Origin of the sequence: Achromobacter aloeverae, assembly GCF_004121055.1 — a bacterium.
GTDB classification, from domain to species: domain Bacteria; phylum Pseudomonadota; class Gammaproteobacteria; order Burkholderiales; family Burkholderiaceae_B; genus Bordetella_C; species Bordetella_C aloeverae.
Genome location: NZ_PYAL01000001.1, coordinates 513591 through 528434, shown reverse-complemented (window position 1 = coordinate 528434; position 14844 = coordinate 513591). Strand labels below are relative to the sequence as shown.

At 67.2% G+C, this 14844-nt stretch carries 9 protein-coding genes; 4 read left to right on the top strand and 5 right to left on the bottom strand.

The genetic code is table 11. The features are described 5' to 3' along the window. Positions 1–26: 26 nt before the first annotated feature. The 4 genes from aceE to C7R54_RS02310 all read left to right on the top strand — a co-directional run bounded on the left by aceE (position 27) and on the right by C7R54_RS02310 (position 7530). Complete coding sequence (aceE, locus tag C7R54_RS02325; protein WP_129148573.1) at positions 27–2735, top strand: pyruvate dehydrogenase (acetyl-transferring), homodimeric type; 2709 nt, start codon at positions 27–29, stop codon at positions 2733–2735. 11 nt (positions 2736–2746) lie between these two features. Next, entirely contained in the window at positions 2747–4429 is a 1683-nt protein-coding gene (aceF, locus tag C7R54_RS02320) for a dihydrolipoyllysine-residue acetyltransferase (protein ID WP_129148572.1), read from the top strand. Between the two features lie 12 nt (positions 4430–4441). Then, positions 4442–6241: a dihydrolipoyl dehydrogenase gene (lpdA, locus tag C7R54_RS02315; protein ID WP_129148571.1), complete on the top strand. Its 1800-nt coding sequence runs from the start codon at positions 4442–4444 to the stop codon at positions 6239–6241. Positions 6242–6306: 65 nt separating this feature from the next. After that, positions 6307–7530 carry a J domain-containing protein gene (locus tag C7R54_RS02310; RefSeq protein ID WP_129148570.1) on the top strand — a complete coding sequence of 408 codons (1224 nt, stop codon included), beginning with the start codon at positions 6307–6309 and terminating at the stop codon, positions 7528–7530. A gap of 87 nt (positions 7531–7617) precedes the next feature. On the opposite strand, the gene C7R54_RS02305 is transcribed toward C7R54_RS02310, so the two are convergent. The 5 genes from C7R54_RS02305 to C7R54_RS02285 form a co-directional block, all read right to left on the bottom strand. Further along, positions 7618–9285, bottom strand: coding sequence for an OFA family MFS transporter (locus C7R54_RS02305; protein ID WP_129148569.1), 1668 nt, complete (start codon positions 9283–9285; stop codon positions 7618–7620). Positions 9286–9424: 139 nt separating this feature from the next. Beyond that, positions 9425–9697: a formate dehydrogenase subunit delta gene (locus tag C7R54_RS02300; RefSeq protein WP_129149405.1), complete on the bottom strand. Its 273-nt coding sequence runs from the start codon at positions 9695–9697 to the stop codon at positions 9425–9427. Between the two features lie 16 nt (positions 9698–9713). After that, positions 9714–12584: a formate dehydrogenase subunit alpha gene (fdhF, locus tag C7R54_RS02295; RefSeq protein ID WP_129148568.1), complete on the bottom strand. Its 2871-nt coding sequence runs from the start codon at positions 12582–12584 to the stop codon at positions 9714–9716. A gap of 25 nt (positions 12585–12609) precedes the next feature. After that, on the bottom strand, positions 12610–14271 hold the full coding sequence (locus C7R54_RS02290) for a formate dehydrogenase beta subunit (RefSeq protein ID WP_129148567.1): 1662 nt from the start codon (positions 14269–14271) through the stop codon (positions 12610–12612). Then, positions 14268–14837, bottom strand: a complete 570-nt coding sequence (locus C7R54_RS02285) for a formate dehydrogenase subunit gamma (protein ID WP_129148566.1) — start codon at positions 14835–14837, stop codon at positions 14268–14270. The genes C7R54_RS02290 and C7R54_RS02285 overlap by 4 nt, the downstream gene beginning before the upstream one ends. Between the last annotated feature and the right edge of the window lie 7 nt (positions 14838–14844).

Sequence of the window (14844 nt, the reverse complement as noted above, 5' to 3'; positions counted from 1 at the left end):
GGCCACAACCCTTCAGGAGACACACGATGTCCTCTAACGCCCAGGCTGGCGCCTATACGGCCGCCAACGATGAAGACACCCTAGAAACTCAGGAGTGGCTCGAAGCCCTGGCGGCGGTGCTGGAACGCGAAGGTCCGCAGCGCGCCCACTACCTGCTTGAGCGCCTGATCGACGAGGCTCGCCGCTCCGGCGCGCACATCCCGTATTCGCCCAACACCGCCTATGTGAACACGATTCCTCCTGGCCTGGAGCCGGCGCATCCCGGCAACCTGGAGCTGGAGGCGCGCATCCGCTCCTATGTGCGCTGGAACGCGATGGCGATGGTGGTCCGGGCCAACAAGCATAACCCGCCCGACGGCGGCGACCTGGGCGGCCACATCGCCTCGTTCGCGTCGCTGGCGACCATGATAGGCACCGGCCAGAACCACTTCTGGCACGCCGAGACCGCCGAGCGCGGCGGCGACCTGGTGTACTTCCAGGGCCACTCCTCGCCCGGCGTCTACGGCCGTGCCTACCTGGAAGGCCGCCTGACCGAGGACCAGCTGAACCATTTCCGCCAGGAAGTGGACGGCAAGGGCCTGTCCTCCTATCCGCATCCCAAGCTGATGCCGGAGTTCTGGCAGTTCCCCACCGTGTCCATGGGCCTGGGCCCGCTGACCGCCATCTACCAGGCGCGTTTCCTCAAGTACCTGCACGCCCGCGGCATTGCCGACACGTCCAACCGCAAGGTCTGGGTGTTCTGCGGCGACGGCGAAATGGACGAGCCGGAATCGCTGGGCGCCATCGCCCTGGCCGCGCGTGAAAAGCTGGACAACCTGATCTTCGTGATCAACTGCAACCTGCAACGCCTGGACGGTCCGGTGCGCGGCAACGGCAAGATCATCCAGGAACTGGAAGGCGACTTCCGCGGCAGCGGCTGGAACGTCATCAAGCTGATCTGGGGCGGCTACTGGGATCCCCTGCTGGCCCACGACAAGGAAGGCATCCTGCGCCGCGTGATGGAAGAGACCGTCGACGGCGAATACCAGGCCTACAAGGCCAATGACGGCAAGTTCGTGCGCGAGAACTTCTTCGGCAAGCACCCGCAGCTGCTGGCCATGGTCGCGCGCATGAGCGACGAGGACATCTGGCGCCTGAATCGCGGCGGCCACGATCCGCACAAGGTGTACGCGGCCTTCTCCGCCGCCACGGCGCACAAGGGCCAGCCCACCGTCATCCTGGCCAAGACCATCAAGGGCTACGGCATGGGCCACGTGGGCCAGGCCAAGAACCCCACCCACCAGCAGAAGAAGCTGGAGCTGGACTCGATCCGCGAATTCCGCGACCGCTTCGGCATTCCCATCCCCGACGACCAGCTGGAAAAGCTGCCGTACTACAAGCCGGCCGAGGATTCGCCGGAAATGAAGTACCTGCATGAACGCCGCAAGGCGCTGGGCGGCTACCTGCCCGCGCGTCGCGTCAAGGCCGACGAGCAGCTCAAGGCGCCGGCGCTGGACGCCTTCAAGTCCGTGCTGGAACCGACCCAGGAAGGGCGCGAGATTTCCACCACCCAGGCTTTCGTGCGCACGCTGAACCAGATCCTGCGCGACAAGCAGCTGGGCCCGCGCGTCGTGCCCATCCTGGCCGACGAATCGCGCACCTTCGGTATGGAAGGCCTGTTCCGCCAGATCGGCATCTACGCGCCGGAAGGCCAGAAGTACGTGCCGGTCGACAAGGACCAGGTCATGTACTACAAGGAGTCCGCCGACGGCCAGCTGCTGCAGGAAGGCATCAACGAAGCGGGCGCCATGAGCTCGTGGATCGCCGCGGCCACGTCTTACTCGACGAACAACCGCATCATGATCCCGTTCTTCGTGTACTACTCGATGTTCGGCTTCCAGCGTATCGGAGACCTGGCCTGGGCCGCCGGCGACATGCAGGCGCGCGGCTTCCTGATCGGCGGCACCGCCGGCCGCACCACGCTCAACGGCGAAGGCTTGCAGCACGAGGATGGCCATAGCCACCTGATGGCCGCGACCATTCCGAATTGCGTCCCCTACGACCCGACCTACGCGCACGAACTCGCGGTCATCGTCCAGGACGGCCTGCGCCGCATGGTCGAGAACCAGGAGAACGTGTACTACTACCTGACCGTGATGAACGAGAACTACCCGCAGCCTGGCCTGACCGCCGGCGACGAGGAAGGCATCGTGCGCGGCATGTACAAGCTCAAGAGCGTCGGCAAGGGCAAGCAGCGCGTGCAGTTGATGGGCTCCGGCACCATCCTGCGCGAAGTGCAGGCCGCCCAGGAACTGCTGGAAGCGGACTGGGGCATCGGTTCGGACCTGTGGAGCGTCACCAGCTTCACGCTGCTGCGCCGCGACGGCCTGGATGCCGAGCGCCACAACCTGCTGCATCCGGAAGACAAGAAGCCGCAGGTGCCTTTCGTGACCCAGCAGCTGGAAAAGACCACGGGCCCCATCATCGCGTCGACCGACTACATGAAGCTGTTCGCCGACCAGATCCGCCCCTTCATGCCCAAGGGCCGCGACTATCGCGTGCTGGGCACCGACGGCTTCGGCCGTTCGGATTTCCGCTCCAAGCTGCGCGAGCACTTTGAAGTGGATCGCCACTTCGTTGTACTGTCGGCATTGAAGGCGCTGGCCGACGAGGGCACGGTCCCGGTCGCCAAGGTCGCCGAAGCCATCAAGAAGTACGGCATCGATCCCAATAAAGCCAACCCCCAATACGCCTGAGGGTCAGACAGATGAGCAATACGGTGGAAATCAAGGTACCCGATATCGGCGACTTCAAGGAAGTGGAAGTCATCGAGGTCCTGGTGGCGCCCGGCGACACGATCAAGGCGGAGCAAAGCCTGATCACGGTCGAATCGGACAAGGCGTCGATGGAGATCCCGTCGTCGCAAGGCGGGGTGGTGAAGTCGGTGAAGGTGAAGGTCGGCGACAAGGTGGCGATGGGGTCGGTGGTGCTGGAGCTGGAGGCGGGTGACGCCGCCGCCACGTCCAATGCAGCCACGGCCGCCGAAGCGCCCAAGGCCCAGGCTGCCGCGGCCCCCGCCGCGCCCAAGGCCGAAGCGCCCGCGCCGGCCGCCGCGCCGGCCCAGGGCGGTGGCGAGGCTGAAGTCACCGTGCCCGATATCGGCGACTTCAAGGAAGTGGAAGTCATCGAGGTGATGGTCGCGGTCGGCGACACGATCAAGGCCGAGCAAAGCCTGGTCACCGTGGAGTCCGACAAGGCGTCGATGGAGATCCCCGCGTCGCAAGGCGGCGTGGTCAAGTCCATCAAGGTCAAGGTGGGCGACAAGGTGTCCAAGGGCTCCGTGCTGCTGGTGGTCGAGGGCGGCGGCGCCGCGCCTGCCGCCGCGCCGAAGGCGGACAGCGCTGCCGCGGCCAAGGCCGAGGCGGCTCCGGCCCAGGCTTCGGCAAGCAAAGCCGAGGCCGCGCCGGCCCAGGCTGCCCAGGCGGCGTCCCGCCCGGCCGCCGCGCTGGAAGCGTCCGCGCTCAAGCCCGGCCAACTGCCCCATGCGTCGCCGTCGGTGCGCAAGTTCGCCCGCGAACTGGGCGTGGACCTGGCCCGCGTGAAGGGCTCGGGCCCCAAGGACCGCATCACGCAGGACGACGTCCGCAATTTCGTCAAGCAGGCGCTGGCTGGCGGCGTGTCCGCCGCCGCGGGCGCGCCGGCCGCGGCCGGCGGTGGCCTGAGCGTGCTGCCGTGGCCGCAGGTCGACTTCGCCAAGTTCGGTCCGGTCGAAGCCAAGCCGCTGTCGCGCATCAAGAAGATTTCCGGCGCCAACCTGCATCGCAACTGGGTCATGATCCCGCACGTCACGAACAATGACGAAGCGGACATCACCGACCTGGAAGCGCTGCGCGTGACGCTGAACAAGGAGAACGAGAAGGCCGGCATCAAGGTCACCATGCTCGCGTTCCTGATCAAGGGCGTGGTCGCGGCCCTGAAGAAATTCCCCGAGTTCAACGCCTCGCTGGACGGCGACAACCTGGTGCTCAAGCAGTACTACCACATCGGTTTCGCTGCCGATACGCCCAACGGGCTGGTGGTGCCGGTCATTCGCGACGCCGACAAGAAGGGCGTCTTCGATATCGCCAAGGAAACTTCCGAACTGGCCAAGAAGGCGCGCGACGGCAAGCTGTCGCCGGCCGAAATGCAGGGCGGCTGCTTCTCGATCTCGTCGCTGGGCGGCATAGGCGGTACGCACTTCACGCCCATCATCAACGCGCCGGAAGTGGCCATCCTGGGCGTGTCGCGCTCGGACCGCAAGCCGGTGTGGAATGGCAGCGAGTTCGTGCCGCGCCTGATCCTGCCGTTGTCGCTGTCCTATGACCACCGCGTCATCGACGGCGCCGCCGCGGCCCGCTTCAATGCCTATCTGGGCGCGCTGCTGGCCGACTTCCGCCGCATCGCGCTGTAACCGGGGAGCCCTATGAGCAATACGGTGGAAATCAAGGTACCCGATATCGGCGACTTCAAGGAAGTGGAAGTCATCGAAGTGCTGGTGTCCGCCGGCGACACGATCAAGGCGGAACAAAGCCTGATCACGGTGGAGTCGGACAAGGCATCGATGGAGATCCCGTCGTCGCAAGGCGGGGTGGTGAAGTCGGTGAAGGTGAAGGTCGGCGACAAGGTGGCGATGGGGTCGGTGGTGCTGGAGCTGGAGGCGGCCGATGCCGCCGCGGCGTCCAATGCAGCCCCGGCCGCGGCATCCAAGGCGGCTCCCGCCGCGGAAGCCCCCAAGATGCCGGCGCCGCCGCCGGCCGCCAATGCCGCGCCCGCGCCCGCGCCGGCCGCGTCCAGCTACGCGGGCAGCGCCGACCTGGAATGCGACATGCTGGTGCTGGGCGCCGGCCCCGGCGGCTATTCGGCCGCGTTCCGCGCCGCCGACCTCGGCATGAAGACGGTCCTGGTCGAACGCTATTCCACGCTGGGCGGCGTCTGCCTGAACGTGGGCTGCATACCCTCGAAGGCGCTGCTGCACGTCGCGGCGGTCATCGAGGAAGCGAAGGCCCTGGCCGATCACGGCGTTACCTTCGGTGAGCCCAAGATCGACCTGGACAAGCTGCGCAGCTTCAAGGACAGCGTGGTCGGCAAGCTGACCGGCGGCCTGGGCGGCATGGCCAAGATGCGCAAGGTCACCGTGGTGACCGGCGTTGGCGAGTTCGCCGATCCGCATCACCTGACGGTGAAGGCGGCCGACGGCAAGAGCCAGACCATCCGCTTCAAGAACGCCATCATCGCGGCGGGCAGCCAGGCCGTGCGCCTGCCTTTCCTGCCCGATGACGAACGTATCGTCGATTCGACCGGCGCGCTGCTCCTGCGCAGCATCCCCAAGAAGATGCTGATCGTCGGCGGCGGCATCATCGGCCTGGAAATGGGCACGGTGTACTCGACGCTGGGCGCGCGCCTGGACGTGGTGGAAATGCTGGATGGCCTGATGCAGGGCGCGGATCGCGACCTGGTGAAGGTGTGGCAGAAGATGAATGCGCCGCGCTTCGACAACATCATGCTCAAGACCAAGACGGTCGGCGCGGAAGCCCGCAAGGACGGCATCTACGTCACCTTCGAAGGCGAGGGCGCGCCCAAGGAACCGCAGCGCTACGACCTGGTGCTGCAGGCCGTCGGCCGCAGCCCCAACGGCAAGAAGATCGGCGCCGACAAGGCCGGCATCGCGGTGACGGATCGGGGCTTCATCGAAGTCGACAAGCAGATGCGCACCAATGTGCCGCACATCTACGCCATCGGCGACATCGTCGGCCAGCCCATGCTGGCGCACAAGGCGGTGCACGAGGGCCATGTGGCGGCCGAGGCCGCGTTCGGCGAGAAATCCTTCTTCGACGCTCGCGTCATTCCGGCGGTGGCCTACACCGATCCGGAAGTGGCCTGGGTAGGCCTGACCGAGGACGATGCCAAGAAACAGGGCGTGAAGATCGAGAAGGGCGTGTTTCCCTGGGCAGCCTCCGGCCGCGCCATCGCCAATGGCCGCGACGAGGGTTTCACCAAGCTGATCTTCGATGCGGAAACGCATCGCATCCTGGGCGGCGGCATCGTGGGTACGCATGCCGGCGACCTGATCAGCGAGCTGGCGCTGGCCGTGGAAATGGGCGCGGATGTCGTGGATATCGCGAAGACCATCCACCCGCATCCCACGCTGGGCGAGTCGGTGGGCATGGCCGCGGAAGTGGCCGAAGGGGTCTGCACGGACCTGCCGCCGGTGAAGAAGAAGTAAGAAGCAGGCGGGCTGGGGGGCGCACAGGTGCTGCCCCCCGGCGTCGCGGCGGACGGGCATCTTCCATGGACAAGGCGAGCGTACGGGCAGTGGATCTCTTGCCCGGTCACGGCGAGGCCGATCTTTCCGCCGCGCAACAGCTGTTCCGGTCCCTGACCGAACAGATCCAGGCTCGCCGCGCCTGCTTGCGCGCGTGGGAAACCATGCAGTCCGTCTTTCACAAGCAGTACGTCGAATCGTTGTTGCCGCTGGCGCGTGAATCGACGGACCTGCGCGTGAAGATGGTCTATCGGCTCAACGAAGCGTACGACAGCAGGCACCTGGCCAAAAGCGAACGGCGGGCCTTGTCGGAACTGATCGCCTGGATGGCGGAGCCCCTGGTCGCCGAGAGCGGCGATGCTGGCCTGAAGGCCATCCACAACATGCACGCCGGGGCGGACGAAGAAGCGGCCGGCCGTGGAAAGCGCGGACCGCGGCGAGTCCAGGCGCCGCCGGTCGATCCGGAGCAGCGCGACCCTGGGAGTGATCCCGGTGCCGATCCGATCAGTGGCCAATTCAGCGATGAATTCGGTGATGAATTCAGTGACGAATTCGGCGATAACTTCAGCGATACCTTCGGCGACGAATTCCAGCGCTACGAGCAGGCGGAGACGCGGGCGCGCCTGGCTCGGGAAGCCGCCAAGGAAAAGGCCAGGGCGGCGCGGCAGGCCGCGCGGAAAAAATCCCTCGAGAACGCAGCGCCTGATGCGGCGGGCAAGTCGCCGCATCAGGCGGCGGCATTGCTGGAAGCGGCGCGGGCGCAAGCCAGCAAGTCCTTGCGCGAGGTCTACCGCAAACTTGCCAGCGCCTTGCATCCCGACCGCGAACCGGATCCGCAAGAGCGGGTGCGCAAGACGGCGCTGATGCAGGAAGCCAACCGTGCCTATGAGAAACGGGATCTGCTCAAGCTGTTGTCGCTGCGGCTAGAGGTCGAACAGGTCGGCCAAGGCACGGCCAACGGCGTCAGCGAAGACCGTTTGCAGCACTACAACCAGATCCTCACGGAGCAGCTGGCCGACCTTGACGAGGAAATCCGCCACGTCGAGGAGGACTACCGGCGCGCCTACGGCATCCGCCCGTCCGCCGCTGTCACCCCGGACAGCGTCCTGCGCTGCCTGCGCAAGGACATCGCCTCGCTGCACGACGACATACGCACCCTGTCAGCGGAGCTGCGCCTGCTGGAGGACATCGAGCGCCTGAAGCACTGGCTGCGCGATCTGCGCGCCCACCCGCAATGGCGGGCGCGCTAGTCCCTGGGCCAGGGGCTGACGCACTTCCCTGGCAGCCGCTGAGCCGCTGAGCCGCTGCTCTGGCGGCGGCTGCCGCAAGGCAGCGATCTACCGGAACAGCACCACCGCCTGTTGCAGCGTGCCCCAGAAGCCGTAGGCCAGCGGGATCACCACGCACGCCCAGGCGAACAGCACCAGGATGGCGGGCGTGCGGAAGGTGCTGGTGCCCTGGCCATGCACGGCGGTCGCGGAGGCGCGTTCATGGGCCAGCGCTTTCTCGGTGGCCAGTTCCTCGTCCGTCATGAAATGCTTGGGGTTGACCGGACGGATGGCCAGGTTGCACAGCAGGCCCAGCACCAATAGGCCGGCCAGGATGTACATGGTGATGTCGTACACCTGCGCGCGCGGCACCCCGATGGACAACTGGTATTCGCGCAGGGAGCTGATCAGCATGGGGCCGAAGATGCCGGCGGCCGACCAGGCGGTCAGCAGGCGGCCGTGGATGGCGCCCACCATCTGCGTGCCGAACAGGTCGGCCAGGTAGGCCGGCACCGTCGAGAAGCCGCCGCCGTAGAACGACAGGATGATGCAGAAGGCGCCGACGAACAGGGCCAGGTGGCCATTGTGGGCGGACCACGGCACCGAGGCGTACAGCACGATGCCGACCACGAAAAACACGGCGTAGGTCATCTTGCGGCCCAGCTTGTCGGAGAGACTCGCCCAGATGAAGCGGCCGCCGATGTTGAACAGGCTCAGCAGGCCGGTGAAACCGGCGGCGATGGTCGCGATGGCGGCCAGTTGTTCCTTGTTCAGTTGCGCGAAGCCCAGGCTGTCCTGGTTGATCAGGCGGCCGCCGAACACTTCCTGCAGCAGCGGCGACGCCATGCCCAGGATCCCGATGCCGGCGGTCACGTTCAGGCACAGCACCAGCCATACCAGCCAGAACTGCGGCACGCTCCAGATGTTCTTCACATGCACGTGGCCGTGCGTGATCATGGCGTTGCGCGTCTGCGCGGCCGGCGCGGTCCAGCCTTCCGGCTTCCAGTTGGCGGCCGGCACGCGGTAGCCCAGCGCGCCCGCGACCATGAAGACGGCGTAGATCGCGGCCATGGTCAGGAAGGTTTGCCACACGCCGGGCGAGCCCGGGCCGGCGTAGTGGCGCATCAGCGCATTGGCCAGCGGCGCGCCGACCATGGCGCCGCCGCCGAAGCCCATGATGGCCATGCCGGTCGCCATGCCGCGGCGGTCCGGAAACCACTTGATCAGCGTACTGACCGGCGAGATATAGCCCAGCCCCAGCCCGACGCCGCCGATGATGCCGGAGCCGACCCAGAGCATCCACAACTGGTGCACGTAGATGCCTAGCGCGGAGATCACCAGCCCGCCGCACCAGCACAGGGCCGATACCAGGCCCGCCTTGCGCGGGCCGGCGCGTTCCAGCCAGCCGCCCCAAAGCGCGGCGGAGCAGCCCAGCACCACGAAGAACAGGATGAAGATCCCGGTCATGCTGGAGATGCGCCAGTCGCAGGTGGTGGTGAAAAGCTCGTCCAACAGGCTCACGTCGGCGCCGCAGGCTTTCGGGGCGGCTCCGCCCAGCGCCCGGGACAGCGGCAGCCAGAATACGGAAAAGCCGTAGGCCATGCCGATGCACAGGTGGATGGCAAGGGCAGCGGGGGGGACCAGCCAGCGGCTGAAGCCGGGGCCGGCGATGGTGCGTTCCTTGTCGAGGAATCCGGGTCGCGAACCCGGCAGGTCTAGCGTGGTTGCCGTATTCATCTTATTTCCTTTAATTGTCGTTCATACAAGCAATGCGGCAAGGCGTGGGTACGGAGTGCTCGGGTGCTTCATGGGAAGGTAGCGGTTGTATGGCGGCCTGGACCGGGGCGCCCGGATGGGTGAGCCGGGCGCCGTCGGTTCAGGCCGTGCCCGCCGTCCGCGCCGCGGTGCGCGGCAGCAGTCGGTCGTGGTACTGCGTGACGGCCTGCAGCACGATGGGCGCGAGGCGGACGTCGCCATCCACGCCATCGGGGTGCTGCCGCAGGAACGCCAGCAATTCATTGCGCATGCGCGGCTCCCAGAATTTCTGGATGTGGCCGGCGATGCCTTCCAGCGCTTCGGGGCGGTCCGGCATCGCTTCGAAGAAATCGCCGATGCGGTTGGCCATGCGGATCAGGTTGTGCGGGTCCATGGTCGAGAAGATAGGTTTACTTGCCGGCGGCAGCCGGGGCGGGTTCGCGTTCGGCAAGCAGCTTCTGCTGGATGTCCGTGAAGCGGCTCCACTGGCGCTGCCATTCCGACGGTTGCGACACCCGGACCAGCTGCACCGCCGTCACCTTGTATTCCGGGCAGTTGGTGGCCCAGTCGGAATTGTCGGTCGTCACCACGTTGGCGCCAGACTCCGGAAAATGGAAGGTGGTGTATACCACGCCCGGCTGCACGCGGTCGGTAAGCACCGCGCGCAGCACGGTTTCACCGGCCCGGCTCTGCACGCCCACCCAATCGCCGCTGGCGATGCCCCGGTCCTCGGCGTCCTGCGGGTGCACCTCCAGCACGTCCTCGCCATGCCACATGACGTTCGGCGTGCGGCGGGTCTGGGCGCCGACGTTGTACTGGGACAGGATGCGGCCGGTGGTCAGCAGCAGGGGATACTTGCGGGTGCTCCGTTCGTCGCTCGGCACGTACTTGGTGATGATGAAGCGCCCCTTGCCGCGCACGAACTCGTCGATGTGCATGATGGGCGTGCCCTCCGGCGCCTCGTCGTTGCAGGGCCATTGCAGGCTGCCCAGGCGGTCCAGCTTCTCGTAGGTGACGCCGGCGAAGGTGGGCGTCAGGCGCGCGATCTCGTCCATGATCTCCGAGGGATGGCGGTAGTTCATGGGGTAGCCGAGCGCGTTGGACAAGGCCACGGTCACTTCCCAGTCGGCCTTGCCGTTCTTCGGCTCCATGACCTTGCGCACGCGCGAAATCCGCCGCTCGGCGTTGGTGAAAGTGCCGTCCTTCTCCAGGAAGGACGAGCCCGGCAGGAAGACGTGGGCGTACTTGGCGGTCTCGTTGAGGAACAGGTCCTGGACGACGAGGCATTCCAGGGCCGCCAGGGACGCCGCCACGTGCTGCGTGTTGGGGTCGGACTGGACGATGTCCTCGCCCTGGCAGTAAAGCCCCTTGAAGGACCCGCCCAGCGCCGCCTCGAACATATTTGGAATGCGCAGGCCGGGTTCCGGCTGCAAGGTCACGCCCCAGTCCCGCTCGAACTCGCCGCGCACTGTGTCGTCGGAGATGTGGCGGTAGCCCGGCAGCTCGTGCGGGAACGAACCCATGTCACAGGAGCCCTGCACGTTGTTCTGGCCCCGCAGCGGATTCACGCCGACGCCTTCGCGGCCGATGTTGCCGGTGGCCATGGCCAGGTTGGCGATGCCCATGACCGTGGTCGAACCCTGGCTGTGCTCGGTCACGCCCAGGCCGTAGTAAATGGCGCCGTTGCCGGCCGTCGCATACAGGCGCGCCGCGCCGCGCACGGCGGCGGCCGGCACGCCGGTCACGGCCTCCATGGCCTCCGGCGAATTCTCCGGCAGCGACACGAAGGCGCGCCATTCGTCGAAGGCCTTCTTCTCGCAGCGCTGGGCCACGTAGGCTTCGTCGATCAGGTGCTCGGTGGCGATGACATGGGCCAGCGACGACAGCAGCGCGACGTTGGTGCCGGGCCGCACCTGCAGATGGAAGTCCGCCTTGATGTGCGGCGAACTCACCAGCTCGATGCGGCGCGGGTCGATGACGATCAGCCGCGCGCCCTGGCGCAGGCGTTTCTTCAGGCGCGAGGCGAATACCGGATGGGCGCTGCTGGGATTGGCCCCCATCACGACGACCACGTCGGCCTGCATCACCGAGTCAAAGGTCTGGGTGCCGGCCGATTCGCCCAGGGTCTGCTTCAGCCCATAGCCGGTGGGCGAGTGGCACACGCGGGCGCAGGTGTCGACGTTGTTGGTGTTGAAGGCGGCGCGCACCAGCTTCTGCACCAGCCACGTTTCTTCGTTGGTGCAGCGCGAGGACGTGATGCCGCCGACGGAATCGCGGCCGTACGCGGCCTGCAGCCGCTTGAACTCGGAGGCCGCGTAGGCGATCGCTTCATCCCAGCAGACTTCGCGCCAGGGGTCGCTGATGCGCTTGCGTATCATGGGCTTGAGCACGCGCTCCTGGTGCGTCGCGTAGCCCCAGGCGAAGCGGCCCTTCACGCAGGAGTGGCCGCGGTTGGCCTGGCCGTCCTTCCACGGCACCATGCGCACCACTTCCTGGCCCTTCATCTCGGCGCGGAAGGCGCACCCCACGCCGCAGTAGGCGCAGGTGGTGATGACCGAGTGTTCGGCCTGGCCCATCATGATGACGGTCTTTTCCTGTAGCGTGGACGTCGGGCAGGCCTGCACGCAGGCGCCGCAGGACACGCATTCGCTCTCCATGAAGGGCTGGTCCTGGCCCGCCGACACGCGCGAGTCGAAGCCGCGGCCCGAAATCGTCAGCGCGAAGGTGCCCTGGGTTTCCTCGCAGGCGCGCACGCAGCGATTGCAGACGATGCACTTGGAAGGGTCGTAGGAGAAGTAGGGGTTCGATTCGTCCTTGGCGCTTTGCAGGTGGTTCGCGCCCTGGTAGCCGTAGCGCACGTCGCGCAAGCCCACGACACCGGCCATGTCCTGGAGTTCGCAATCGCCGTTGGCGGGGCAGGTCAGGCAGTCCAGCGGATGGTCGGAAATGTACAGTTCCATGACACCGCGGCGCAGTTCGTGCAGCTTGGGCGTTTCGGTATGCACCACCATGCCGGCTTCCACCGGCGTGGTGCAGGACGCCGGGTACCCACGCCGGCCGTCGATCTGCACCAGGCATAGCCGGCAGGAGCCGAAGGCTTCCAGGCTGTCGGTGGCGCACAGCTTGGGGATATTGATGCCGGCCTCGGCGGCCGCGCGCATCACCGACGTGCCGGCGGGAACCTGGATCTCCTGGCCATCGATGGTCAGGCTTACCATTTCTTCCGCGACGCGCGCGGGCGTGCCGTAGTCGCGTTCTCGTTTGACGACAGTTTCCAGCATGATCGTTGTCTCCGGTGCGGGGCCGTCAGGCCGGCTGGCGTGCCGTTTCCGGCGCTGTTTTGTCCAGACCGAAGTCCTGGGGGAAGTGATTGAGCGCGGACAGCACGGGATAGGGCGCCATGCCGCCCAGTGCGCACAGCGAGCCGCCCAGCATGGTGTCGCACAGGTCGCGCAGCAGCACCACCTGTTTCCCATGGTCGGCGCCGCCGGCGGCGATGCGGTCCAGCGTTTCCATGCCGCGGGTCGAACCGATGCGGCAAGGCGTGCACTTGCCGCAGGATTCCACCGCGCAGAACTCCATGGCGTAGCGCGCCATGCGCAGCATGTCGACGCTGTCGTCGAAGGCCACCAGTCCGCCGTGGCCGATCATGGCGGAAACGGCCGCATAGGCTTCGTAGTCCAGCGGGATGTCCCACTGCGACTCGGGCAGGTAGGCGCCCAGCGGACCGCCCACCTGCACCGCGCGCAGCGGCCGCCCGCTGGCGCTGCCGCCGCCGAAGTCGTAGAGCAACTCGCGCAGGGTTAGCCCGAAGGCCTTCTCGACCAGGCCCCCCTGGCGCAGGTTGCCGGCCAGCTGGAAAGGCAGGGTGCCGGTGGAGCGGCCCACGCCATAGTCGCGGTAGTACTGCGCGCCCCGCGCCAGGATGATGGGCACCGAGGCCAGCGAAATCGCGTTGTTGACGACCGTGGGCTTGCCGAACAGGCCGGCGATGGCGGGCAGCGGCGGCTTGGCGCGGACCACGCCGCGCTTGCCCTCCAGGCTTTCCAGCAGCGACGTTTCCTCGCCGCAGATATAGGCGCCGGCGCCCACCCGTACTTCCAGGTCGAAGCGCCGGCCGCTGCCGCAAACGTCGTCGCCCAGCCATCCGGCTTCGCGCGCCGTCGCGATCGCCGCGTTCAGCGCTTCGATCGATTGCGGGTATTCGGACCGCACGTAGAGGTAGCCGAAGGTCGCGCCCACGGCCAGGCCCGCGATGGCCATGCCTTCGAGCAGCAGGAAGGGGTCGCCCTCCATCAGCAGGCGGTCGGCGTAGGTGCCGGAATCGCCTTCGTCGGCGTTGCAGACGATGTACTTCTGCGCGGCGGTCGCCGCCGCGACGGTCTTCCACTTGATGCCGGTGGGAAAGGCCGCGCCGCCACGGCCGCGCAGGCCCGATTGCAGGACTTCCTCGACGATGTGCGCCGGCTCCATGGAGACCGCGCGGCGCAGACCGGCAAGGCCGCCATGGGCTTCGTAGTCTTGCGCCGAGCGCGGGTCGACGATGCCGACGCGGGCGAACGTCAGGCGTTCCTGGCGCTTGAGGTAGGGGATTTCCTCGGTGAGGCCGTGGCAGAGGGTATGGGCGCCGCCGGCCAGCCAGCCGGCGTCGAACAGCCCGGGCACGTCGTCGGCCTCGACCGGGCCGTAGGCGACGCGGCCGGCGGGGGTGGCGACCTCGACCAGGGTTTCCAGCCACAGCAAGCCGCGCGAGCCGTTGCGCACCACGCGCACGGACAGCCCGCGACGGGCGGCCTCCGCGCTGACGGCCAGGGCGACGGCATCGGCGCCTACCGCCAGGGCGGCGGCGTCGCGCGGGACGTAGACCGTCACGGCGGGCGCGGAGCCTGGCGACGCGGACGGCTGTGCCTTCGATGGCGAGTTGACGGACGGGCTGGCGCTTGCGGGGTTCACGGTAGCAGAGGTCATTTCGCGGCCTCCGTCACGTAGCCGAGGATCTTGTCGAAGCGCTTGGGCGTGAGCCGGGCATAAGGCACGCCGTCAATCAGCATGGCCGGCGATTGGGCGCACAGGCCCAGGCAATAGACGGGTTCCAGCGTGTAGGCGCCATTGGCGCTGGTGGCGTGGAAATCGCAGCCCAGCTTCTTGCGCGCGTGCTCGGCCAGGCGCTCGCTGCCCATGGCCTGGCACGACTCGGCCCGGCACAGCTCGACGACGTGGCGACCCGTGGGCGCCTGGCGAAAATGGGGATAGAAGGTGATGACGCCGTGGACTTCGGCGCGCGACAGGTTCAAGCCATCGGCGATGGCTTGCACGGTGTCCGGCGGCACGTGACCCAGTTCGGCCTGGACCGCATGCAGGATGGGCAGCAGGGCGCCGGGTTGTTGGGCGTGCGCGGCGACGATGCGCTGGACCGTGGCCAGCGCAGGGGTACAGGGCGCGCCTTGGGTCGTCCCGGACGGGAGCCCGGAATCCTGCGTCCCGCGGGCGGCGCCGGTGGATGCCAGGTCTACCCTGGCCTGACCTTTGATCATGGAGTTG

Coding starts and splice junctions, on each gene's coding strand:
- C7R54_RS02300 (WP_129149405.1), bottom strand. CDS start 9,697: ATGGACCCGCACAACCTGATCCGCATGGCCAACCGCATCGGCGATTTC.
- C7R54_RS02290 (WP_129148567.1), bottom strand. CDS start 14,271: ATGACCTCTGCTACCGTGAACCCCGCAAGCGCCAGCCCGTCCGTCAAC.
- C7R54_RS02285 (WP_129148566.1), bottom strand. CDS start 14,837: ATGATCAAAGGTCAGGCCAGGGTAGACCTGGCATCCACCGGCGCCGCC.
- fdhF (WP_129148568.1), bottom strand. CDS start 12,584: ATGCTGGAAACTGTCGTCAAACGAGAACGCGACTACGGCACGCCCGCG.
- aceF (WP_129148572.1), top strand. CDS start 2,747: ATGAGCAATACGGTGGAAATCAAGGTACCCGATATCGGCGACTTCAAG.
- lpdA (WP_129148571.1), top strand. CDS start 4,442: ATGAGCAATACGGTGGAAATCAAGGTACCCGATATCGGCGACTTCAAG.
- aceE (WP_129148573.1), top strand. CDS start 27: ATGTCCTCTAACGCCCAGGCTGGCGCCTATACGGCCGCCAACGATGAA.
- C7R54_RS02305 (WP_129148569.1), bottom strand. CDS start 9,285: ATGAATACGGCAACCACGCTAGACCTGCCGGGTTCGCGACCCGGATTC.
- C7R54_RS02310 (WP_129148570.1), top strand. CDS start 6,307: ATGGACAAGGCGAGCGTACGGGCAGTGGATCTCTTGCCCGGTCACGGC.